This window comes from Paenirhodobacter ferrireducens, assembly GCF_004022265.1.
Taxonomy (GTDB): Bacteria; Pseudomonadota; Alphaproteobacteria; order Rhodobacterales; family Rhodobacteraceae; genus Rhodobacter; species Rhodobacter ferrireducens.
Genome location: NZ_SAVB01000003.1, coordinates 198,326 through 219,292 on the forward strand (window position 1 = coordinate 198,326; position 20,967 = coordinate 219,292).

Genomic DNA, 20,967 nt, shown 5'->3' on the forward strand with positions numbered 1-20,967 from the left:
CTACCCCAGCACCTGCACCCGGGCGCCCGGCACGCGGCGCAGGGTGGCAAGAAGATCGGCAAGGCGCTGGCTGCTGACGCCGGGCGCCAGTGCGACCAGCAGGCGCGGCGAGGTCTGGCCGGCCAGCGCCTCGGGCAGGGCCTCGGCGCCGAGCGCGCGGCCGTTCAGGCTCAACCCGTCCTCGCTCAGCCGCACCAGCATCGGCCGCTCGGCCGTCGTGGCCGCCCCGGCGCCGCCGGTCGCCAGCGGCAGCTCGGTGGTGCGGGTGAAGGTGGTGGCGAGCATGAAGAACATCAGCAGAAGGAAGATGACGTCGATCAGCGAGGTCATCGACAGCGGGCGGCGGAGGCGGGGACGGGCGGCCATGGCTCAGCCCTGCACGGCAACCAGCGGGCGGGAGGCGGTCTCGGGCGTCTCGGGCAGGGCCGGTCCGCACAGCACCTCGACCATCAGCGCCGCGCCCTGCGCCTCGCGCGCGATGCGGCTTTCGGTCCAGCTGAGAAACAGCGACACCGGCATCGCGATGCCCAGCCCCATCGCCGTGGTCAGCAGCGCGACCCAGATCCCGCCGGCAAGCTGCGACGGGTCGACCGAGGAGCCGCCCGCCTGCAGGGTCTGGAACGCCTCGATCATCCCCAGAACCGTGCCGAACAGGCCCAGAAGCGGCGCCGTCTGCGCGATCGCGTCAAGAAGGCGCAGCCCGGCCTCGGCGCGCGCGGCATGGGCTTCGGTCTCGGCCTGAAGGCGGGGGCGGAGCGTTTCGGGCGCACCCGCGGCCATCGCCCGCGCCGCCAGCCGGTCGAGCGCGCTGCGCCCCGCGGCGAGCCGGGCCGCCGCGGCGCCGCGCTGACCCGCCTGCCAGTCGGCGAGCGCCGCGGCAAGCGCCGGATGCGGGCCGACGCGCAGCATGGCCAGATCCCACAGCTTCCACAGCACCGCCGCGCCGGCGATCACCGAGATCGCGAGCAGCAGCGCCACCACCCAGCCCCCGAGGGCCACGAAATCGGCAAGCGCCGCATGCGCCGCCGCGAACCATCCGCTCATCCCGTCACCTCCATGCCCGCGACGCGCGAGGCGGGGGCGAGGGCGCCGATGCAGGCCCCCTCCGCCACGCCCTCGCAGCGCGTCGCGCCGTTGATCAGAACCTGCCCGATCGTGCCGCAGTCGGTGTCGGCCAGATCGAATTGCCGCAGCCGCGGCTTGCCCGCCGGCAGGTCGCGGAAATCGAGCAGCATCAGCCGCTCGACCTCGCCCGCCTTGGTGAAGACTACTGCTTCCAGCACCAGCGCCGAAAGATCGGCGCCCAGCCTGTTCTCGGCCAGAAAGCTCAGCCGGCAGGCCGCGCCCTCGGGCGCGGCACCGGCGAGCGTCAGCCCGAGCCGGGGGGCGTCTTGCGCGGCAAGCGGGGTCGCCGCCGCGCAACAGGCCGCAAGGAGCGCTGCCCTTACCACGTGATCGCCTTCGCCAGAGACAGCTTGACGTTGCGCCCGGGGGCGTTGTCGAGCGACAGGTTGTTGCGATAGTCGCGGTCGAAGACGTTCTCGACGGCGAGGTTGACCTCGAGGCCCTGAAGCGCGCCATCCTGCGGGGCCCAGGTGACGAAGAGGTCATGCACCGCAAAGCCGGTGCCCGAGGTCGTGCTCGAGGCGGTGGTGATCCCCGAGAAGCCCTGCACCCGCCAGCCGGTGCGGAGGCCCTGATCGGGGAACTTGGCGCCCAGCGTCAGCGCGATGTTCTCGGCCGGCGTGTCGGTCAGGGTCTTGCCGGTCGCGTCGTCCTTCGACTTCACCTTGGAGTAGGCAAGCTGGCTGAACCAGCGTTCGGCCTCATAGGCGGCCTCGATCTCGCCGCCCCAGATCTTCGCCGAGTCGATGTTGTGGAAATAGGGCACGTTGACCGAACCCGAGGGGTTCGCCGCGATCAGGTCGGTGAGGTCGTTGTGGAAGAGCGTCGCCTTCGCGGTCAGGCTGTCGCCTTCGCTGAGCAGACCCTGGGTCTGATAGGTCAGACCCACCTCGATCGTGGTCGCCTTTTCCTTGTCGAGGTTGAGGCTCGGGGTGCGGCCGGCGGCACCGCGCCCGTCGCTTTGGTAAAGCTCGTCGAGCGTCGGCATCCGCTCGGTGCGGGCGAGCGAGCCGAAGACGCCCCAGCTGTCGTTCAGCTCGTAGAGTGCCGCGATCTTCGGCGAGACGGCGGTGCCGCTCTGATCGGTGCCGCCCGCCGCGGCCGCCGCGCTGTCGGGGCTCAGCCAGCTGCGGTCGGCGCGCAGGCCCGGGGTGATCGTCAGCCGGTCGTTCCAGACGAATTCGCCCTGCAGGTAGAGGCCGAGCTTGTCCTCGGTGCCGCCCGGGTGGAAGGCCAGCGCGCCGAGCGAGGAGGTGGCGAAGCGGTTCTGATGCGAGAGCTGCGCGCCGAGGGTGATGTAGTTCTCCCACGCGCCGCGGCTCATCTCGATGGTGTTCTCGACCTTGAGCGCCGTCGTCTCGTAGCTGGCGGTGTTCGGGCACAGCACCTGATAGCTGCCGGGCGAGCAATAGGCGCCGAGCGAGAAGGTGTCGCGCTCGGTCGAGGTCTTCGAATAGCTGAGCGTGGCGTTCAGGTTCAGCCACGGATTGCCCGCGCCCTCGTGCGCATAGGTCAGCGTCACGGTGTCGTCGATCGCATGCAGGTCCGAGGTGCCGAAATAGCTGGCGACGGAGCCGCCGGTCTGTGCCACCGCGGCCTTGTCGAGATCGCTGTCGGTGCGCGACAGGCTGAAGGTCAGGCGCTGGTCGTTTGCCTCGCCGAAGTGGTAGTTGCCCTTGATCAGCCCCGACCAGCGCTCGCCCGCCGTCGCCTGGATGGTGTCGCCGGCGCCGTCCTTCATGTCGCCCGAGTTGCCGGTCGAGAAGCTGGCGAGCAGGTCGGCGTTCGCACCGAGCTTCTGCGCCAGCGTCACGGTGCCGACGGTGCCGTCGCCGTTGCTGTCATAGCTGCCCTTGAAGCGCACCGCGCCGGTCTGGCCCTCGGGGATGAAATCGGTGGCGTCCTTGGTGGTGAAGTTCACCACGCCGCCGATCGCGCCCGAGCCGTAGAGGGTCGAGGACGCCGGGCCGCGCAGCACCTCGACGCGCTTGTAGAGCTCGGGGTCGCCGAAGAACGAGCCGGTGCGATACTGCTCGAAGAACTTCACCGCGCCGTCGACGGTGACGATGATCCGGTTCTGGCTTGAGGTCTGCTCGGCATTGCCGATGCCGCGGATGTTGAAGGCCTGACCGAGCGCGCGCGCCGAGGCGCCCGCCGCCTGCACGCCCGGCACATTGGCGAAAAGATCGCCGATGCTGCGCGGCTGCTCGCGGTCGAGGTCCTGCTGATCGAGCACGGTCACCGCCTGCGGCGTGTCGATCACCACTTTCGGCGTGCCCCAGCCGAAGACCAGCCGGCCGAGCAGGGTGAAGGCGTTTTCCGCCTCCTGCGCGGCAAGGGCGCCGGGCTGGGCCGCGATCAGCGCGGCGGTGGTGACGGTGAGCAGAAGGTGCCCGCGACGGGCGGAAGGCAAGCGTGCCATGGTGTCCCCTTTGTGTCTCTGCGGGGGGCTGGCACGAAGCTGGCGGTGCAGAATCTGGCTTGATCTCTCTGGCGACCGGCCTTAAGGAATCTGAGTTAATTAGTCAAGTATGTCTTCCGACATCTCATCGCGCCCAGCTGAGGCCCTGCCTCCCGCCAGATCCGCGCCTCCATCGACAAGAGGAACGCCATGGCCGCTGACGGCACCCTGACCCATCCCGTGACGAGCGATCGCATCCGCGCCCTGCGTGCCGAGGAGCCGAAACTGCGGGCGCGCGACTTCGCCGCCCGCCACGGCCTTGCCGAGGCCGAGCTGGTGGCGGCGCAGGTCGGCCACGGGGCAACCCGTATCGCCGCCCATCCCGATCAGCTGATCCCGCTGGTGGGCACGCTTGGCGACGTGATGGCGCTGACCCGCAACGAAAGCTGCGTGATCGAGCGGCGCGGCACCTACGAGAACTATCACTCGGGCGCGCATGCGCAGATGGTGTTGGGCGACGAGATCGACATGCGCTTCTTCGGCAAGCACTGGCTCCATGCCTTCGCGCTGGAAGACGGCGAAAGCCGTTCGATCCAGGTCTTCGATGCGGCGGGCGATGCCGTGCACAAGGTGCATCTCAAGCCGGAATCCGACGTCGCGGCCTTTGCCCGTCTGGTCGAGGCGCTGCGGCTTGACGATCAGTCCGACAGCCTTGTGCTCGAGCCCCGCGCGCTGACCGAGGCGCCGAAGGGCGATGCCGAGCGGGTCGAGGTGTTGCGCGCCGAATGGGCGAAGATGACCGACACGCATCAGTTCCTGCGCCTCGTCTCGAAGCTCAAGTTCAACCGGCTCGGCGCCTATCGGCTGGTGGGGGCGCCCTTCGCGGTGGCGATGGCGCCCGAGGCGGTGGGGCTGCTGCTCGACCGCGTCGCGGCATCGCAGACGCCGCTGATGATCTTCGTCGGCAATCAGGGCTGCATCGAGATCCACAGCGGCACGATCGAGACCGTCACCCCGATGGGGCCCTGGATCAACGTGCTCGACCCGCGCTTCAACCTGCACCTGCGCGGCGACCACATCGCCGAGGTCTGGCTGGTCGACAAGCCGACGAACAACGGCCCGGCGCTCAGCCTCGAGGCCTTCGACGCCGACGGCGGGCTGATCCTGCAGATCTTCGGCTCGCGCAAGCATGGCGGCATCGACGCCTTCAACGCGACGCTTGCGGGGCTGCCGCGCAAGGAGGCGGCGCAATGATCGGCGCGCGCCTTGCCGCGGCTCTGGCCGCGGCGCTGCTGGCCGCGCCGGCGCTCGCCGCCCCGCCCGAGCGGGTGGTCAGCCTTGGCGGCGCGGTGACCGAGATCGTCGTGGCGCTTGGCGCGCAAGACCGGCTGGTGGCGCGCGACAGCACCTCGGAATTTCCGCCCTCGGTCACGGCGCTGCCCGATGTGGGCTATGTCCGCGCGCTGTCACCCGAAGGCGTGCTGGCGCTTGGCCCCGACCTGATCCTCGCCGAGGCGACGGCGGGACCGCCCGAGGCGATCGAGGTGCTGCGCGCCGCGGGCGTCGAGTTCATCACCCTGCCGGGCGATGCCTCGCCCGAGGGGGTGCTCGAGAAGATCGCGGTGGTGGGCCATGCGCTTGGCCGCGAGGCGGCGGCGGCCGAGCTGGCCACCAGCTTTCGCGCCCGGATGGCGGCGGCGGAACGTGCCGCGGCCGAGGTCGGGACGCGCAAGCGTGTGCTTTTCGTGCTGGCGATCCAGGGCGGGCGGGTGATGGCGGGGGGCGAGGGCTCCTCGGCCGATGCGATCCTGCGCCTCGCCGGGGCCGAGAATGCCGCGGCCGGGTTCACCGGCTACAAGCAGATGACCGACGAGGCGGTGCTTCAGGCTGCGCCCGATGTGATCGTGATGATGGACCGCGAGGGCGATCTGGCGGTCACCGATGCCGATGTGCAGACGCATCCGGCGCTTGGCGCGACGCCCGCGGCGCGGGCGGGCGCGGTGATCCGGATGGACGGGATGCTGCTGCTGGGCTTTGGCCCGCGCACCCCCGAGGCGGTCGAGGCCCTGCACGCGGCGCTTTACGCCCCGGCGGAGGGCGGCTGAGATGGCGATGGCGCTCGACCTGCCGCACCCGGGGCAACCGCGGGCGGCGCGGCTGCGGCCCTGGCTGGTGGCGCTGCTGCTGGCCGCGGCGCTCCTGTCGGTGGGCAGCGGCGCCGCCGGCGTCTCGCTGCATGGCGTGCTGGGCGATCTGCTCTCGGGGCAGGGGATCTCGGCGCGCGACAAGGTGGTGCTGCTCGACATCCGCCTGCCGCGGCTGGCAATGGGGATCCTTGTCGGCGCTGGCCTCGCGGTGGCGGGCGCGGTGATGCAGGGGCTCTTCCGCAACCCGCTCGCCGATCCCGGCATCGTCGGGGTCGGCGCCGGCGCCGGGCTTGGCGCGGTGGCAGCGATCGTTCTGGGCGGGCTGCTGCCCGGGGCGCTGGTCGCGACCTTCGGGCAATATCTTGTGCCGGTCGCGGCCTTTCTGGGCGCCTGGGGCGCGACGCTGCTGCTTTACCGCGTGGCCAGCCGCGGCGGGCGGACCTCGGTCGCGGTGCTGCTGCTTGCGGGCATTGCGCTTGCCGCGATGGCCGGCGCGCTGACCGGCGTGCTGACCTATCTCGCCGATGACCGGCAGCTGCGCGACCTGACCTTCTGGGGCATGGGCTCGCTTGCCGGGGCAAGCTGGCTGCGGCTTGTGGCCGGGGCGGCGCTGATCGCGCCGGCGCTGGTGCTGGCGCCGCGGCTGGCGCGCGGGCTTGATGCGCTGGCGCTTGGCGAGGCGGCGGCCGCCCATATGGGCACGGATATCGAACGGCTGAAGCGGCACAGCGTGCTGGTGGTCGCGGCGCTCGCCGGCGCCGCGGTCGCGCTCGCGGGCGGCATCGGGTTCGTCGGCATCGTCGTGCCGCATCTGCTGCGGCTGCTGGCCGGGCCCGGCCATCGCCGGCTGCTGGTCGATGCGGCGCTGCTGGGCGCGGCGCTGCTGGTGCTCGCCGATCTCGTCGCGCGCCGCGTCGTGGTGCCGGCCGAGCTGCCGATCGGCATCGTCACCGCGGTTCTGGGCGCGCCGGTCTTCCTGTGGATCCTGCTGCGCCGGCGCGGCTTCGGAGGGCTGTAAGATGCTGCGCATCGCCGATCTGCATGTGCGTCTTGGCCGGGCCGAGGTTCTGGCGGGCATCGACCTTGACGCGGCACCGGGTGAGGTGACGGTGATCCTCGGTCCGAACGGCTCGGGCAAGTCGACGCTTCTGCGCGCGGTCGCGGGCGAGATCGCCTATGCCGGCTCGGTGCAGCTTGCCGGCCACGAGGTGGCGCGCACCGCGCCCTGGCGGCTTGCCGCGCTGCGCGGCGTGATGGAGCAGGCAAGCACCGTCGCCTTCCCCTTCACGGTGGCCGAGGTGGTGCGCCTTGGCCTGCAATCGGGGATCGAGGCGGGCGAGGAGATCGTCGCCGCGGCGCTCGCCGAGGTCGGGCTTTCCGCCTTTGCCCACCGGCCGATCCAGGAGCTGTCGGGCGGGCAGCAGGCGCGGGCGCATCTGGCGCGGGTGCGGGCGCAGGTCTGGCACCCCTCGGGCCATGCCGGGCCGCGCTGGCTCTTGCTTGACGAGCCGGTGGCGAGCCTCGACATCGGCCATCAGGTCGAGGTGATGGCGATCCTGCGCCGCTTTGCGCAAGGGGGTGGCGGTGTCGTCGCGGTGCTGCACGATCTGAACCTGGCCGCCAGCGTCGCCGACCGGATCGTGCTGATGGCGGCGGGCCGGATCGAGGCGGCGGGCCCGCCCGAGGCGGTGCTGCGCGACGATCTGCTCTCGCGCGTCTACGGCTGCCCGCTGCGGGTCGGCGTGGCGCCGGCGCGCGGGCCCTGGGTTCTGCCGCCGCCGATCGAGGCGCTGTCGGCCTGATCCGTCCGGAACACATGAAAAAGGGGGCGGCCGGGCCGCCCCCTTCGTCGTTTCGATGACCGGCGATCAGTTCGCCGCGCCCTCGGCCGCGATCTGCGCGCGCGCGACGTCGGTCAGCTTCGGCGAGACGCTCTCGGCCGCGCTCAGCCCCGCGGGCTTCGGCAGCGGCGCGCCGATGTCGCCCATCTTGCCCGCCGGCGTCGTCAGCCCGTAGGTGTTCGAGCCGCGCTGGAAGAAGCGGCGCGTGTCCTCGACCGAGCCGAGCCAGCGCGGGTCCTGCGGCCGCTGGTGGCTGTCGATGTAGAGCGCCACGTCCCAGGCGTCGGCATCGCTGAGATCGGCATTGCCGAGCGGCATGTTGTGCTTGATGAAGCCCGCGGCCTTCTCGAGGTCGTGCATCCCCGCGCCCCAGTTGAACGAGGTCTCGCCCCACAGCGGCGGGAAGGCGACATGATCGCCGTTCTTCACCCCGGCGCCGTCGCTGCCGTGGCAGGCGGCGCAGCGCGCCTCGTAGACGGCCTCGCCGCGGGCGTAATCGGGTTTCTGCTCGGGCATCGGCAGGTAGATATAGCCGCGCGGCTCAATGATCGCGTCCGAGGGGATGCCGGTCGCGAGCCATTTCATGTAGGTCTCGAGCGCGACCATCACCTTGCTGTTCGGCGCGGGCGGGGTGCCGTTCATCGAATAGGTGAAGCAGCCGGCAAGACGTTCGTAGATCGTGTTCACATGCAGGTTCTTCGAACGATACTGCGGGAAGTCGACGGTCGTCGCCCAGATCGGCGCGGCATCGGCCTTGGCGCCGGCGTTCAGGTGGCAGTTGGTGCAGGACAGGTCGTTGCCGACATAGGTGCCGCGCAGCTGCTGGGTGTTGATGAAGATGTCCCGACCGAAGCGGATCATCTCGCCCTCGGGCCCTTCGGGGATCTTGTCGACCGAAGGCGGGGTGTGGGTGTAGACCTTCGGATTGTTGATCCGCTTTTGCTGCTTCTCATAGGCGGTCTGCGCAGCGGTCCAGTCGATGGCGTCGGCCAGCGGCGAGGCCTTCATCTTCGGCACGTCCCAGGCGAGGTTCGCCGCGGTGTAGCCGGTGACATGGCCCGCGGTCGGGTCGAGCGTGGCGACGAAGGCCGCGAGCGCCGCACGGTCCTCGGGCGTGAGCTTGCGCGCGACCGCGGCCATCAGCGCCACGTTGCTGTCGTCCGAGGGCTGCGGGTCCTCGGCCAGCTGCTCGAGCCGGGTCATCACATAGGCGGGCTCCTGCCCGGCGATGCGCGGGAAGGTGGCGCTCTGGCCCTCGCCGTTCTGGCCGTGGCAGCTCGCGCAGGCGGGCACGCCCACATCCCACGCGCCATTGCGGAAGATCGCCTCGCCGCGGGCGGCATCGGCGGGCGTGTCGGTCTCGGGCAGCGGCCAGTCCTGCTTCTCGGGCGCAAGCGCGGCGAAATGCGCGGCAAGCGCGTCGATCTGCGCCGCGCTCAGCTCGGGGGCGATGCCCGACATCGTGTCGCCGCGCCGGGTGCCGGCGGCAAAGCCGCGCAGCGCGCCGGCGAGGAAGCCTGCATCCATGCCCGCGATCATCGGTGCGCCGACATCGGCACTGCCGAGCCCGGTCTCGCCATGGCAGGTGGCGCAGGCCGGAACGGTGTCGGTGCCCTCGGTGATCAAGGTGGTGATGTCGTCTCCGGCCTGGGCTGCGCTCGCGGCGAGCAGCAGCGTCAGACCGGCAAGCGTCTGGCGACGGGCGTGCATGGCTGGACCTCCCTGTCCTGTCCCTGAAATGCGTGGTGCGATGTTTTGTCCTATTGGATCATGGTCGGCGAGAATATCGGGGTATACCCCTAGGGTGCCGCAAAGGCAGGCGATCTGCACGGAAACCCGTCAATCCACGGTTGCGCCGGGCCCCGCGGCAGCGCGCAGGGTGTCGAGCCGGGCGCTCAGCTCGGCATGGAGCGCTCGGCGCTCGGCCGGGGTCAGGAAGGCGCCCAGCTCGACCTCGCGCGGGCCGCCGGCAAGGGTCAGGTAATCGGCGACCGGCCCGCCGGTGGGGTGCAGGCGGGGGCGCACCCACCACGGATTCGCCTGCCATTCGCGCGGCGCGGTGCCGCGCGCCAGCCGGGTCAGGGTGATGCGCTCGGGGCTCAGATCGAGCCGCTCGACGATCTCGCCCGCCCGCCAGGAGCGGCCAAGCGCGACCCAGAGCGCCCAGAGCGTGGCGCCGATGAAGGGCAGCAGCCCCCAGAGAACCGGCGAGCCGAGCGCGGCGAGCAGCGGCAGGCTGAGCAGCGCCGCGGTGATCGCGATGAAGGTGACGAAGCCCGCGGGCGGCAGCGAGCGATGGGGCCAGAGCAGCAGCCTGACCTCGGGCACAGAGCCTGACCAGCGGTAGGGCATGGGGATGCCTCGCAACATCGCGCCCCCCAGCCTAGGCGGGAGGGCGCGACGCGGCAAGCCAGCATGCGGGCCTTCGGGGGAGGATCAGGCCGGTTGCAGGCTGCGCCGGGCGGCAAGGCGGGCGTGCACGATCATGCCGCCCGCCATCGCGAGGGTGAAGGAGAGGCCGGTGACCCCGCTCCAGCCGAGCGAGGCAAGCGCCGGGCCGGGGCAGAAGCCGGCAAGCGCCCAGCCCGCGCCGAAGAGGACCGAGCCCGCGACCAGGCGCGCGTCGATGCGCGGGGCCGGTGCCGGCGGGAAGCTGGCCCCGGTCAGCGCGCGGCGGCTGCGCGCCGCGATGCGCCAGGCGACGATCATCGGCGCCACCGCGCCGCCCAGCACGAAGATCAGCGTCGGGTCCCAGGCGCCGGCGAGGTCGAGGAAGCCCTGCACCTTCGCCGGATCGGTCATCCCCGAGACCAGCAGGCCAAGGCCGAAGAGCGCGCCCGAGAGGGCGGAAATCACGAGACGCATCAGATCGCTCCGAGCAGGTGGCGGACAAGGAACAGGGTGACGAAGCCGGCGCCCAGATAGACGAGCGTGGCGACGATCGAGCGCGGCGCAAAGCGCGCCATGCCGACGACGCCATGGCCCGAGGTGCAGCCGTTCGCCATCCGCGTGCCGATGCCCACGAGAAGCCCGGCGAGCACCACGAGCGGCAGCTCGCGCGCCTGACCGAAGGCCGGCGCGCCGAAGGCGAGGGCGGCGAGTGCCGGAGCCGCGATCAGCGCGGCGACGAAGGCGAGCCGCTCGCGTGCCGGATCCTCGCCCGCCAGCAGCGTGCCGAGGATGCCGCTTGCGCCGAGGATGCGGCCGTTGCCGAGCAGTAGCAGCGCTGCCGAGGCGCCGATCATCAGCCCTCCGAGAAGGCCGGCGATCCAGTCATGGGGAATCATCGCGAACATGGCGGTCCTTTCGTTCCTGCCCGGGAATCTGGGGCGGGGCAGGGGCCAAGTCCACCAGGCGCGGGAAATAAGGACCGCGGCGCGCCGGGGCCGGCCCGCGCCGGAACCCGGGTTCGGTGCGGGATGAGGGATCGGAACGAGTGTGCGGAAAATCCGCGATCACAGGATCAACGTTCCGATGCGGCCCGGCGAATTTCCATCTTTCGGCACATTTTTTCTGCAATAACGGCAAAAGGCCCCGGGGCTGCCGGGGCCTTTCATCGCGATCGTTCCACACGGCTCAGTGGCTGTGGGCGTGATCCCAGTCGGACCGTTTCGGCAGCTGCTCGAACGTGTGTTCGGGCGGCGGGCTCGGCAGCGTCCATTCCAGCGTGTCGGCGTATTCGTTCCAGTAATTCGCCTTCGCCACGCGCCGGCCAGCCAGCAGCGTATAGGCCATGATCCCGAAGAACAGCAGGAAGGAGGCGAAGCTGATGAAGGCGCCGATCGAGGAGACCTTGTTCCAGGTCGCGAAGGCCTCGGGGTAGTCGATGTAGCGCCGCGGCATGCCCTGCCGGCCGAGGAAGTGCTGCGGGAAAAAGATCAGGTTCGAGCCGATGAACATCATCCAGAAGTGGAGCTTGCCCGCCCATTCGGGATATTGCCGCCCCGACATCTTGCCGATCCAGAAATAGATGCCGGCAAAGATCGCGAAGACCGCGCCGAGGCTCATCACATAGTGGAAATGCGCCACGACATAATAGGTGTCGTGATAGACCCGGTCGAGCGGCGCCTGGCTCAGCACCACGCCGGTCACGCCACCGATGGTGAACAGGAACAGGAACCCGAAGGCCCAGAGCATCGGCGTCTTGAACTCGATCGAGCCGCCCCACATCGTGGCGATCCAGCTGAACACCTTCACGCCGGTAGGCACCGCGATCACCATCGTGGCGAGCATGAAATAGCTCTGCTGCGTCAGGCTGAGGCCGACGGTGTACATGTGATGCGCCCAGACGACGAAGCCCAGCACCCCGATCGCCACCATCGCATAGACCATCGGCAGATAGCCGAAGATCGGCTTGCGGGCGAAGGTGGCGATGACGTGGCTGATGATGCCGAAGCCAGGCAGGATGATGATGTAGACCTCGGGGTGGCCGAAGAACCACAGGATGTGCTGATAAAGGATCGGGTCGCCGCCGCCTGCCGGATTGAAGAAGGTGGTGCCGAAGTTGCGGTCCATCAGCAACATGGTGATGGCGCCGGCGAGCACCGGCAGGCTGAGCAGGATCAGCCAGGCGGTGACGAAGACCGACCAGGCGAAGAGCGGCACCTTGTGCAGCGTCATGCCCGGGGCGCGCATGTTCAGGAAGGTGGTGATGATGTTGATCGCGCCGAGGATCGAGCTGGCGCCCGAGACGTGCACGGCAAAGATCGCCAGATCCATCGAGTAGCCGCCTTCCGAGGTCGACAGCGGCGGATAGAGCACCCAGCCCACCCCCGCGCCGGTTTGCCCGCCGCCGCCCGGGGCGAAGAACGAGGCGATGCCGAGCGCGACGCCTGCGACATAAAGCCAGTAGCTGAGGTTGTTCAGCCGCGGGAAGGCCATGTCCGGCGCGCCGATGTGCAACGGCATGAAGTAGTTGCCGAAGCCGCCGAACAGCGCCGGGATCACCACGAAGAACATCATCAGCACGCCGTGATAAGTGATCATCACGTTCCACAGATGGCCGTTCGGCGTGCAGGGCTGGCTCGGATCGGCGATCAGCCGCGCGCCTTCCTCGCACATGTATTGCACGCCGGGGTTCATCAGCTCGAGCCGCATGTAGACCGTGAAGCCGACCGAGATCAGCCCGACGAAGGCTGCGGTGATCAGGTAGAGAACCCCGATGTCCTTGTGATTGGTGGACATGAACCAGCGCGTGAAGAAGCCGCGGCTGTCATGCGCACCGCCGTGAAGGGCTGCGTCCGCCATGTATTTCCTCCCTGTGTGCGGCCGGGTCTCCCCTCCCGTTTGTGCCGCATGAGGGGAGCCTAGGGTGCAATTCCGCGCCGGGCAACGATTTCGAGAGAGGGGATGCGAAAAAATGTCGCAGCCGCGCGGGGGCAGGGGCGCGCATGCAAAGGCCCGGGCGGATCGCGCCGCCCGGGCCGGATCTCGGGACTGTCCCGGACTTACTTCTTGAGCGAGGCGAGGTAGGCTGCGACGTGTTCGCCGCCCTTCGGCAGCTTGAAGGTCATCTTCGAAGCGCCGGTGCCGCCGTGGCTGTCGATGAACTTGGTCGGATCGACGACATATTCGGCGATCAGCGCTTCGTCCCAGACGAGGCCGGCGGCCGCAGCGCCCTTGATGCCGTCGCCGTAGTTGAAGTCGGGATAGCTCGCGGCCGGGCGGCCCACAACGCCATAGAGGTTCGGGCCGACCTTGCCGCCCTTGACGATCGCGGTGCCGTCATCGGCAATGATCGAGTGGCAGGCCTTGCACTTGGTGAAGAGCTTGGCACCGGCTTCGACATCGTCCGCGAAGGACGGGGCGGCGAAGGCGACGGCGGCGAGAGTGACGTAGAGGCTGAGCTTCATCGCGGGTTCCTTGGTTCTTGTCTCGGCCCGGGGTCCGGCCGGGCTGGCTGCTCTTAGGCAGCCGGTGCCCTTCAATACCACGGGTCAAATGGTCGCGTTATTCAATTCTTCGCATGAAAGCCGCGGGGTGTCGAAAATTGCGACGAAAGTCCTGTGCAGCGCGGCGTCGAGATCGGCCATCGCCACCGGGAGGCCGAGATCGACGAGCGAGGTCACGCCATGATCGCGAATCCCGCAGGGCACGATTCCCGAAAAATGGCTCAGGTCCGGCTCGACGTTGATCGAGATGCCGTGGAAGCTGACCCAGCGGCGCAGCTTCACCCCGATTGCGGCGATCTTGTCCTCGGCGATGGCGCCATCGGGCCCGCGCGGCCGGTCGGGGCGGCTGACCCAGACCCCGACGCGGCCCGGCCGGATTTCGCCCGTCACGTTGAACTCGGCGAGCGCCGCGATCACCCAGCGTTCGAGGTCGCGCACGAAGCAGCGCACGTCGCGGCCGCGCCGGTTCAGGTCGAGCATGACATAGACCACCCGCTGGCCGGGGCCGTGATAGGTATATTGCCCGCCGCGGCCGGCCGCATAGACCGGGAAGCGGTCCGGATCGACCAGATCCTCGCGCCGCGCCGAGGTGCCCGCGGTGTAGAGTGGCGGGTGCTCGAGCAGCCAGATCGCCTCGTCCGCCTCGCCACGGGCGATCTTCGCCACGCGGTCCTCCATGAAGGCGAGCGCCTCCTCATAGGGAACGAGACGGTCGGACTGGATCCATTCGGGCATCGGCACCTCCTGCGGCTGTCCCCGAGGTAGGGGAAGACGCCCCTTGTCTCAAGGGGATTCACCGGCACCGCGCGGCGAGCAGGCCGGGGGCCGGGAACGATCGGGGCGAGGCTGTACGGATTCGCGCTGCGGATGCGGGGGGGGCAGGTCCCGGCGCGGCGTGGCGGCCCACGGGGTGCCGTCATGCCGCCCTGAAACGGAATTTTCCAAGGAACATTGGGGGTTTGCGGGGGGGCGCGCAGACCGTCGCGTTTTTTTCGCAAAGAAATGCGGAGAAGCGAAATTTTCCGCTTTTCATTCCCGGCGGGCTCCGCTAAATGCCTCTCCACCAAGCCAGAACGTGCGGTTGTGGCGGAATTGGTAGACGCGCAGCGTTGAGGTCGCTGTGGGGTAACTCCCGTGAAAGTTCGAGTCTTTTCAACCGCACCATTCTAAACCCCCGGGGGCGCAAGCTCCCGGGGGTTTGGTTTTTCCGGGACGGCGATTTCGCGGGCAGGACACAAGGCGCGGGCCGCGGGGCAGGGCTTGCATGCCGCCGCGCCGTCGTTCTAAGAACGGCGCAGCCGGGTGATTAGCTCAGTTGGTAGAGCGCCTCGTTTACACCGAGGATGTCGGGGGTTCGAGTCCCTCATCACCCACCATCTCCTCCAGATCACGAACCGCGGAATTTCCGTCGCGCGGCTCCTGCCGTGCCGGGGGGCTGATTTCACTGGGGGGCTTCGGTCGGGCGCTGGCCCGGGGGGGCGGCCGCCGCACGCTCTTGCGCCGGCGGCCGTCTGTCGTCAGTTCGCCTCGAACTGATAGAGCCAGGTCTCGGTCAGCGGCTTGCCGTCGAGCTCGAGATACATCCGCAGGTCGACCACGGTGCCCGGCGACACCTCGAGATCGAAGTTGCCGCGCCAGACGTTGCCGTTCGGCACCGGCTCCGAGAAGGTGCGGCTGATGGCGCCGGCGCTGGCGCTCGCCACCACCTTCGGGAAGACGCCGTAGGGGATCTGCGTCATCACCGAGGGGCGGTCGAACTCGACCGCGAAATGGTGCACGTTCGGCGGCCGCACATGGCCCGGCTGACCGCCGCGGCCGATCCGGGTGGCAATGGCACGCGCGATGTTGGTCGCCGGGAAGGGCTCGTCGCTCAGCCAGTGGAGCCGATAGTGCAGGTCGTAGGTGGTGCCCTTCAGCGCCGGCCCCTCGGGCACCCAGAAGGCGCCGATGTTGTCGTTGATCTCGTCGTCGGTCGGGATCTCCATCAGCTCGATCGCGCCCATGCCGAGCGGGGTGATCGGCTCGACCCACAGGCTCGGGCGGCGGTCGTAGAACACGCCGTCGAGGAAGTGGTCGAAGGTGCGGTCGCGCTGCAGCAGGCCGAAGCCGCGCGGGTTCTCGTCGGCGAAGGCCGAGATCCGGGTCTCGTCGGGGTTGTTGAGCGGCCGCCAGATCCGCTCGCCGGCGCCGGTCCACATCGCAAGCCCGTCCGAATCGTGCACCTCGGGGCGCCAGTCCTGCATCCGGCCCTTGCCGTATTCGCCGAACCAGAACATCGAGGTCAGCGGCACCAGGCCGAGCCGCTCGACATCGGCGCGCAGGAAGACCTTGGCCTCGATCTCCATGATCACGCCCTTCGAGCGGTCAAGCCCGCGGGTCATGCGGAAGCGATAGGCACCGGTGACGCTCGGCCCGTCGAGCAGCGCGCAGACGGTGACCGGGGTGTCGGGGGTCGAGCCCGGTTCCTGCGCGATGTAAAATTCGCGGAAGTCGGGGAATTCCTCGGGCAGCGCCGAGGCGGCATTCAGCACGATCCCGCGGGCCGAAAGCCCGTATTGGCCATCAGCCCCGATCGCGCGGAAATAGGACGCGCCCTGGAAGGCAACCCAGTCCTGCCGCACCCAGTCGTCGGCCTGATACCATTCCTGCAGCCGGAAGCCCGCGAAGCCCGCGTCCGGCGGCAGCTGCCGCGCCGGGTTGTCGTCGGGCATGTCGAAGAGGTCGGGGGTATAGCGGATCTCGCTCGCCATGCCGTCCTCGACAAGGAACATCTGCACGCGCTTCGGCGCATACATGCCGAGCGGGAAGAACTCGAGCGGATAGCCCTGTTCCTTGCCGGTGTCGGGCTGGCCCGAGAACAGCGCCTTCTGCGTGCGGAACACCAGCTCGCCATGGCGGGCATAGTTGATCTGCTGCACCACCGCCGGGGCGGGCATCAGCGGCGGCACATAGGCCGCGCCGGCCATCTTCTGCGCCCGCGCGATCAGCGCATCATAGGAGAAGGGCTGCGCGTCGGGGGCGGCGAGGGCCCCGGCCGAGGGCAGGATCAGGGCGCCGGTGAGGAAGGTTGCGCCCTGCAGGAAAGTTCGTCTGTTCATGGTTGTGATCTGCGTTGAGATGCGTCGCGCGCACCATATTTCCGGGCCGCGACCTTGTGCAGATCAAAGCGTGCGGGCGGCCATCGCGAGGCCGTCATTGTGGCTTTCGCGCCCGGGCGTCAGGCGGTGGGCCGGGTCGCGAAGGCTGTCGCCGCGGGGAAGCACGCGGGGCGCGCATCGAACTGCATTGATTTCGGGCAGTCGTGGGGCGGTCTTGCCCCGGGCGTGCCCTCCGAAACCGACTCGGGGGGCGCGCAAGGAGAAAGGCGCCGCACGGGGGCGGCGCCTTTCGGTGGGGCTTACCGGGCGAGGTCGAAGCGGTCGGCCTCCATCACCTTGGTCCAGGCGGCGGCGAAGTCGCGCACCACCTTTCCGGCGTTGTCGTCCTGGGCGTAAAGCTCGGCATAGGCGCGCAGGATCGAGTTCGAGCCGAAGACGAGGTCGAGCCGCGTCGCCGTCCATTTCACTGCGCCGCTCTTGCGGTCGCGGATCTCGTAATGCTCGCCCGCCTTCACCCAGGTGTTCGCCATGTCGGTCAGGTTGACGAAGAAGTCGGGCGTCAGCGCGCCGACCCGGTCGGTGAGCACGCCATGCGCCGATCCCCCGTGGTTCGCGCCGATGACCCGCAGCCCGCCGAGCAGCACCACCATCTCGGGCGCGGTCAGCCCCATCAGCTGGGCGCGGTCGAGCAGCAGCTCCTCGGGGGCGACGACATAGTCCTTCTTCAGCCAGTTGCGGAAGCCGTCATGGATCGGTTCGAGCGGGGCAAAGCTCTCGGCGTCGGTCATCGCCTCGGTCGCGTCGCCCCGGCCGGGCGAGAACGGCAGCTCGAGCGCGACGCCCGCGGCCGCGGCCGCCGTCTCGACGCCGAGATTGCCGGCAAGGACGATGGTGTCGGCAAGGCTTGCACCGGCTTCCGCGGCCAGCGGTTCGAGCACCGCCAGCACCTTGGCCAGACGCGCGGGCTCGTTGCCCTCCCAGTCCTTCTGCGGAGCCAGCCGGATCCGCGCGCCATTCGCGCCGCCGCGATAGTCGGACTGGCGGAAGGTGCGGGCGCTGTCCCAGGCGGTGGCCACAAGCTCGGCCGTGCTGAGCCCCGAGGCCGCGATCTTCGCCTTCAGCGCCGCGACGTCATAGCCCGTCGGGCCCTGCGGCACCGGGTCTTGCCAGATCAGATCCTCGGCCGGCACCTCGGGCCCGATGTAGCGCGCCTTCGGCCCCATGTCGCGGTGCGTCAGCTTGAACCAGGCGCGCGCGAAGGTGTCGTTGAAATAGGCCGGATCGGCCATGAACTTCTCGCAGATCGCGCGATAGACCGGGTCGACCTTCATCGCCATGTCGGCATCGGTCATCATCGGGTTGTGGCGCTTGGTGGGATCCGAGGCGTCGAGCGGCTTGTCCTCTTCCGCGATCGCGACCGGCTCCCATTGCCAGGCACCGGCGGGCGATTTGCGCAGCTCCCACTCATGGCCGAAGAGCATGTCGAAGAAGCCCATGTCGAAAACCGTGGGATGCGTCGTCCAGGCGCCTTCGAGCCCCGAGGTCACTGCATTCGCCGCCTTGCCGTGCTGGTTCGGGTTCGCCCAGCCGAGGCCCTGCATCTCGGGGCCGGCGGCCTCGGGATCGGGGCCAAGTGCCGCTGCCGAGCCGTTGCCGTGGGTCTTGCCCACGGTATGCCCGCCCGCGGTCAGCGCCGCCGTCTCCTCGTCGTTCATCCCCATGCGGGCGAAGGTCTCGCGCACCTGGGCTGCGGTCTTCAGCGGGTCGGGCTTGCCGTTCACCCCCTCGGGGTTGACGTAGATCAGCCCCATCTGCACCGCGGCGAGCGGGTTCTCCATGGTTTCGGGCTTGTCGACGTCGCCATAGCGCTCGTCCGACGGTGCCAGCCATTCCTTCTCGGCGCCCCAATAGGTGTCGATCTCGGGCGCCCAGATGTCGGCGCGGCCGAAGCCGAAGCCGAAGGTCTTCAGCCCCATCGTCTCATAGGCGACGGTGCCAGCCAAGAGGATCAGGTCGGCCCAGCTCACGGCATTGCCGTATTTGCGCTTGATCGGCCAGAGCAGCCGGCGCGCCTTGTCGAGTGAGACGTTGTCGGGCCAGGAGTTGAGCGGGGCGAAGCGCTGGTTGCCGGTGCCGCCGCCGCCGCGCCCGTCCGCGGCGCGATAGCTGCCCGCCGCGTGCCAGGCCATGCGGATCATCAGCCCGCCGTAATGGCCCCAGTCGGCCGGCCACCAGTCCTGGCTGTCGGTCATCAGCGCCGCCAGATCGCGCTTCAGCGCGGCGACGTCGAGCCCCTTCACCGCCTCGCGATAGTCGAAGCCCGCAAGCGGGTTCGTCTTGCTGTCGTGCTGGTGCAGGATCTCGAGCTTGAGGGCATTCGGCCACCACTCCATCACCGAGCGCGCCTCGCTGGTGATCGCGCCGTGCATCACCGGGCATTTGCCGGCGGTTTTCATCTCGTTGCCGTCCATGGTCTCCTCCAGGGCTTGGGTCATGATCTGAAAGGGGCCGGCGCTGCGTCCGGTTCCCCGATGGATGCAGGCTAGCGGAGGGGCGCGATAAAGGATAATTGCATTTCCTTACGGCGTTGATAAGTTCGCCTGATGAATCCGCTGACGATGAAACATCTGCGCTATTTCGAGGCGCTGGCCCGGCTTGGGCATTTCGGCCGCGCGGCCGAGGATTGCGCGATCACTCAGCCGGCGCTCTCGATGCAGATCCGCGAGCTCGAGGAGATCGTCGGCGCGCCGCTGGTCGAGCGCGCGGCGCGGCAGATCCGGCTCACCGCCCTTGGCGAGGATTTCGCCACCCGTGCGCGCGAGATCCTGCGCGCGGTCGACGAGCTGGGCGATCTGGCGCGGGCGGCGCGGGGCAGTCTGGCCGGCCGTTTCCGGCTGGGGGTGATCCCGACCGTCGCGCCCTATCTGCTGCCGCGCATCATCCATGCGCTGGCCGAGACCCACCCCGGCCTCGATCCGCGCCCGCGCGAGGCGGTGACCGGCAAGCTGATTGCCGACCTGCTGGCGGCGCGGCTCGATGCGGCGATCGTCGCCTTGCCGGTTTCCGAGCCCGCGCTCGACGAGGTGGCGCTGTTCGACGAGGAATTCGTCCTCGTCCGCCCGCCCGCCGATGCCGGCAAGCCGGTGCCAAGCGCTGAGAAACTGCGCGAGATGCGGCTTCTGCTGCTGGAAGAGGGGCATTGCTTCCGCGATCAGGCGCTCTCCTTCTGCAAGATTCCGCCCTCGGCGCCGCGCGCGCTGATGGAGGGCAGCTCGCTCGCCACGCTGGTGCAGATGGTGGGGGCGGGGATCGGGGTGACGCTGATCCCCGAGATGGCGGTGCCGGTCGAGACCCGCTCGGCCGAGGTCGCGATTGCGCGCCTGCCCGAGCCGCGGCCGCGGCGCACCATCGGCATGGTCTGGCGCCGGTCGAGCCCGCTCGCCGATCAGCTGGCGGGCATCGCGGCGATCGTGCGCGGCGTCGGATGCGCTGACGTGGCGCACTGAGCGGGCGCTTTTGCGGTCGGGCATGGACAGCGGCCCGCGAAACCGCGACAAGCAGAAGGATTTGCCGCGGGCCCCGGCCCGGGCGCGCAGGGATTGCGGAAGGAATTTGGGCATGGCCGGAAAGAGCGCTGCAACGGAAGAGCGTCTGTCGCAGAACCCGCACGCGGTGCGCGAGACGCGCGAGAAGAATCTCGAGGTGGCGATCGGCCGCCAGGTGCGCGAGCTGCGCAAGCGGCAGCGGATGACGGGCTCTGACCTTGCCGCGCAGACCGGGCTGTCGGTCGGCATGCTCTCGAAGATCGAGAACGGGGTGATCTCGCCCTCGCTGACCACGATCCAGTCGCTCGCCCATGCGCTGCGGGTGCCGCTGGTGCAGCTGTTCTCGGGCTATGAGGAACCGCGCGGCTGCATGCATGTGAAGGCGGGCGAGGGGGTCGAGATCGAACGTGCCGGCACCCGCGCCGGGCATCAGTATCACCTGCTCGGCCATATCGGCTCGAACAATTCGGGCGTGGTGGTCGAACCCTATCTGATCGTGCTGACCACCGAGAGCGACCGCTTCCAGACCTTCCAGCACGAGGGGATCGAGATGCTCTACATGCTCGAGGGCGTGGTCGAGTATCGCCACGGCGAGCAGGTCTATCGCCTCGAACCCGGCGACACGCTGCTCTTCGATTCGGATGCGCCGCATGGGCCCGAGGAGCTGATCGAGCTTCCGGCGCGCTATCTGTCGATCATCACGTATCCTCAGGTTGCGTGAGTGTGTGTTCCGGGCGGGTTTTTGCCCGGAATTGCGGCTTGGGGGGCTGGGGTGCGGGGAAAACTGCCCGGAAAAGCGGCACGATTTGCATCGCGAGAAATTCTTCTTCTCCGGAAGTAAAATGGATTGTGAAGAAAATAAATTGCCTGCTAGTCAATCCGTGACGGCTCAAGCCGAAGCTGAACGGAGAAGACCATG

20 protein-coding genes and 2 tRNA genes are annotated in these 20,967 nt (G+C 69.2%); 8 read left to right on the top strand and 14 right to left on the bottom strand.

Going from position 1 to position 20,967, the window contains the following annotated elements; all coding sequences use genetic code 11:
• The 4 genes from EOW65_RS03695 to EOW65_RS03710 are packed head-to-tail and all read right to left on the bottom strand — an operon-like array spanning nucleotide 1 to nucleotide 3,547.
• Nucleotides 1-366 (bottom strand): ExbD/TolR family protein, encoded by a 366-nt coding sequence (locus EOW65_RS03695; protein ID WP_240664480.1) that lies wholly within the window; start codon nucleotides 364-366, stop codon nucleotides 1-3.
• 3 nt (nucleotides 367-369) lie between these two features.
• A complete protein-coding gene (locus EOW65_RS03700) occupies nucleotides 370-1,044 on the bottom strand; it encodes a MotA/TolQ/ExbB proton channel family protein (protein ID WP_128147648.1) in 675 nt (224 codons plus the stop codon).
• On the bottom strand, nucleotides 1,041-1,451 hold the full coding sequence (locus EOW65_RS03705; RefSeq protein ID WP_128147649.1) for a hypothetical protein: 411 nt from the start codon (nucleotides 1,449-1,451) through the stop codon (nucleotides 1,041-1,043). Before EOW65_RS03705 ends, EOW65_RS03700 begins: the two co-directional genes overlap by 4 nt.
• Nucleotides 1,445-3,547, bottom strand: coding sequence for a TonB-dependent receptor domain-containing protein (locus tag EOW65_RS03710; protein ID WP_128147650.1), 2,103 nt, complete (start codon nucleotides 3,545-3,547; stop codon nucleotides 1,445-1,447). The genes EOW65_RS03705 and EOW65_RS03710 overlap by 7 nt, the downstream gene beginning before the upstream one ends.
• Before the next feature lie 189 nt (nucleotides 3,548-3,736).
• Here EOW65_RS03710 and EOW65_RS03715 point away from each other — a divergent pair, with 189 nt between their 5' ends.
• From EOW65_RS03715 to EOW65_RS03730, 4 genes are read left to right on the top strand one after another with little or no spacing between them, the layout of a single operon-like run.
• The gene (locus tag EOW65_RS03715) at nucleotides 3,737-4,780 is read left to right on the top strand and encodes a hemin-degrading factor (RefSeq protein ID WP_206364009.1); all 1,044 of its coding nucleotides are present in this window, start codon (nucleotides 3,737-3,739) and stop codon (nucleotides 4,778-4,780) included.
• Complete coding sequence (locus tag EOW65_RS03720; RefSeq protein WP_128147651.1) at nucleotides 4,777-5,631, top strand: heme/hemin ABC transporter substrate-binding protein; 855 nt, start codon at nucleotides 4,777-4,779, stop codon at nucleotides 5,629-5,631. Before EOW65_RS03715 ends, EOW65_RS03720 begins: the two co-directional genes overlap by 4 nt.
• 1 nt (nucleotide 5,632) lies before the next feature.
• Nucleotides 5,633-6,691, top strand: a complete 1,059-nt coding sequence (locus EOW65_RS03725; RefSeq protein ID WP_128147652.1) for a FecCD family ABC transporter permease — start codon at nucleotides 5,633-5,635, stop codon at nucleotides 6,689-6,691.
• 1 nt (nucleotide 6,692) lies between these two features.
• A complete protein-coding gene (locus EOW65_RS03730) occupies nucleotides 6,693-7,475 on the top strand; it encodes a heme ABC transporter ATP-binding protein (protein ID WP_128147653.1) in 783 nt (260 codons plus the stop codon).
• 66 nt (nucleotides 7,476-7,541) lie between these two features.
• Here the strand turns inward: EOW65_RS03730 and EOW65_RS03735 are convergent, their stop codons facing one another.
• From EOW65_RS03735 to lipB, 7 genes are all read right to left on the bottom strand, one after another.
• The gene (locus EOW65_RS03735; protein WP_128147654.1) at nucleotides 7,542-9,224 is read right to left on the bottom strand and encodes a c-type cytochrome; all 1,683 of its coding nucleotides are present in this window, start codon (nucleotides 9,222-9,224) and stop codon (nucleotides 7,542-7,544) included.
• A gap of 129 nt (nucleotides 9,225-9,353) precedes the next feature.
• Nucleotides 9,354-9,866, bottom strand: coding sequence for a DUF2244 domain-containing protein (locus EOW65_RS03740; RefSeq protein WP_128147655.1), 513 nt, complete (start codon nucleotides 9,864-9,866; stop codon nucleotides 9,354-9,356).
• An 84-nt stretch (nucleotides 9,867-9,950) separates the two neighbouring features.
• Nucleotides 9,951-10,379 (bottom strand): DUF6691 family protein, encoded by a 429-nt coding sequence (locus EOW65_RS03745; protein ID WP_128147656.1) that lies wholly within the window; start codon nucleotides 10,377-10,379, stop codon nucleotides 9,951-9,953.
• Nucleotides 10,379-10,810, bottom strand: a complete 432-nt coding sequence (locus EOW65_RS03750; protein ID WP_369407168.1) for a YeeE/YedE family protein — start codon at nucleotides 10,808-10,810, stop codon at nucleotides 10,379-10,381. Before EOW65_RS03750 ends, EOW65_RS03745 begins: the two co-directional genes overlap by 1 nt.
• A gap of 280 nt (nucleotides 10,811-11,090) precedes the next feature.
• Nucleotides 11,091-12,761, bottom strand: a complete 1,671-nt coding sequence (gene ctaD / locus EOW65_RS03755) for a cytochrome c oxidase subunit I (RefSeq protein ID WP_128147657.1) — start codon at nucleotides 12,759-12,761, stop codon at nucleotides 11,091-11,093.
• A 200-nt stretch (nucleotides 12,762-12,961) separates the two neighbouring features.
• The gene (locus EOW65_RS03760) at nucleotides 12,962-13,366 is read right to left on the bottom strand and encodes a c-type cytochrome (RefSeq protein WP_113901110.1); all 405 of its coding nucleotides are present in this window, start codon (nucleotides 13,364-13,366) and stop codon (nucleotides 12,962-12,964) included.
• 84 nt (nucleotides 13,367-13,450) lie between these two features.
• Nucleotides 13,451-14,140 (bottom strand): lipoyl(octanoyl) transferase LipB, encoded by a 690-nt coding sequence (lipB, locus tag EOW65_RS03765; protein WP_128147658.1) that lies wholly within the window; start codon nucleotides 14,138-14,140, stop codon nucleotides 13,451-13,453.
• A 342-nt stretch (nucleotides 14,141-14,482) separates the two neighbouring features.
• Between lipB and EOW65_RS03770 the strand changes: the two genes are divergently transcribed.
• A tRNA-Leu gene (locus EOW65_RS03770) sits at nucleotides 14,483-14,569 on the top strand.
• Nucleotides 14,570-14,705: 136 nt separating this feature from the next.
• A tRNA-Val gene (locus EOW65_RS03775) sits at nucleotides 14,706-14,781 on the top strand.
• 141 nt (nucleotides 14,782-14,922) lie between these two features.
• Here EOW65_RS03775 and EOW65_RS03780 read toward each other — a convergent pair.
• Both EOW65_RS03780 and katG read right to left on the bottom strand, forming a co-directional pair.
• Nucleotides 14,923-16,503, bottom strand: coding sequence for a glucan biosynthesis protein (locus EOW65_RS03780; protein ID WP_128147659.1), 1,581 nt, complete (start codon nucleotides 16,501-16,503; stop codon nucleotides 14,923-14,925).
• 299 nt (nucleotides 16,504-16,802) lie between these two features.
• On the bottom strand, nucleotides 16,803-18,974 hold the full coding sequence (katG, locus tag EOW65_RS03785) for a catalase/peroxidase HPI (protein WP_128147673.1): 2,172 nt from the start codon (nucleotides 18,972-18,974) through the stop codon (nucleotides 16,803-16,805).
• Nucleotides 18,975-19,106: 132 nt separating this feature from the next.
• Here katG and EOW65_RS03790 point away from each other — a divergent pair, with 132 nt between their 5' ends.
• Nucleotides 19,107-20,009, top strand: a complete 903-nt coding sequence (locus tag EOW65_RS03790) for a hydrogen peroxide-inducible genes activator (RefSeq protein WP_128147660.1) — start codon at nucleotides 19,107-19,109, stop codon at nucleotides 20,007-20,009.
• Nucleotides 20,010-20,121: 112 nt separating this feature from the next.
• Nucleotides 20,122-20,769, top strand: coding sequence for a helix-turn-helix domain-containing protein (locus EOW65_RS03795; RefSeq protein WP_128147661.1), 648 nt, complete (start codon nucleotides 20,122-20,124; stop codon nucleotides 20,767-20,769).
• Here EOW65_RS03795 and EOW65_RS20095 read toward each other — a convergent pair.
• The coding region (locus tag EOW65_RS20095; protein WP_206364010.1) for a hypothetical protein at nucleotides 20,747-20,967 on the bottom strand (221 nt) is incomplete at its 5' end. The two genes, EOW65_RS03795 and EOW65_RS20095, sit on opposite strands and share 23 nt — an antisense overlap.

What these genes read in the sequence shown, in the direction of transcription:
- EOW65_RS03695 (WP_240664480.1), bottom strand. Translation starts at nt 366, where the DNA reads ATGGCCGCCCGTCCCCGCCTCCGCCGCCCGCTGTCGATGACCTCGCTG.
- EOW65_RS03700 (WP_128147648.1), bottom strand. Translation starts at nt 1,044, where the DNA reads ATGAGCGGATGGTTCGCGGCGGCGCATGCGGCGCTTGCCGATTTCGTG.
- EOW65_RS03710 (WP_128147650.1), bottom strand. Translation starts at nt 3,547, where the DNA reads ATGGCACGCTTGCCTTCCGCCCGTCGCGGGCACCTTCTGCTCACCGTC.
- EOW65_RS03715 (WP_206364009.1), top strand. Translation starts at nt 3,737, where the DNA reads ATGGCCGCTGACGGCACCCTGACCCATCCCGTGACGAGCGATCGCATC.
- EOW65_RS03720 (WP_128147651.1), top strand. Translation starts at nt 4,777, where the DNA reads ATGATCGGCGCGCGCCTTGCCGCGGCTCTGGCCGCGGCGCTGCTGGCC.
- EOW65_RS03725 (WP_128147652.1), top strand. Translation starts at nt 5,633, where the DNA reads ATGGCGATGGCGCTCGACCTGCCGCACCCGGGGCAACCGCGGGCGGCG.
- EOW65_RS03730 (WP_128147653.1), top strand. Translation starts at nt 6,693, where the DNA reads ATGCTGCGCATCGCCGATCTGCATGTGCGTCTTGGCCGGGCCGAGGTT.
- EOW65_RS03735 (WP_128147654.1), bottom strand. Translation starts at nt 9,224, where the DNA reads ATGCACGCCCGTCGCCAGACGCTTGCCGGTCTGACGCTGCTGCTCGCC.
- EOW65_RS03740 (WP_128147655.1), bottom strand. Translation starts at nt 9,866, where the DNA reads ATGCCCTACCGCTGGTCAGGCTCTGTGCCCGAGGTCAGGCTGCTGCTC.
- EOW65_RS03745 (WP_128147656.1), bottom strand. Translation starts at nt 10,379, where the DNA reads ATGCGTCTCGTGATTTCCGCCCTCTCGGGCGCGCTCTTCGGCCTTGGC.
- EOW65_RS03750 (WP_369407168.1), bottom strand. Translation starts at nt 10,810, where the DNA reads ATGTTCGCGATGATTCCCCATGACTGGATCGCCGGCCTTCTCGGAGGG.
- ctaD (WP_128147657.1), bottom strand. Translation starts at nt 12,761, where the DNA reads ATGGCGGACGCAGCCCTTCACGGCGGTGCGCATGACAGCCGCGGCTTC.
- EOW65_RS03760 (WP_113901110.1), bottom strand. Translation starts at nt 13,366, where the DNA reads ATGAAGCTCAGCCTCTACGTCACTCTCGCCGCCGTCGCCTTCGCCGCC.
- lipB (WP_128147658.1), bottom strand. Translation starts at nt 14,140, where the DNA reads ATGCCCGAATGGATCCAGTCCGACCGTCTCGTTCCCTATGAGGAGGCG.
- EOW65_RS03780 (WP_128147659.1), bottom strand. Translation starts at nt 16,503, where the DNA reads ATGAACAGACGAACTTTCCTGCAGGGCGCAACCTTCCTCACCGGCGCC.
- katG (WP_128147673.1), bottom strand. Translation starts at nt 18,974, where the DNA reads ATGGACGGCAACGAGATGAAAACCGCCGGCAAATGCCCGGTGATGCAC.
- EOW65_RS03790 (WP_128147660.1), top strand. Translation starts at nt 19,107, where the DNA reads ATGAATCCGCTGACGATGAAACATCTGCGCTATTTCGAGGCGCTGGCC.
- EOW65_RS03795 (WP_128147661.1), top strand. Translation starts at nt 20,122, where the DNA reads ATGGCCGGAAAGAGCGCTGCAACGGAAGAGCGTCTGTCGCAGAACCCG.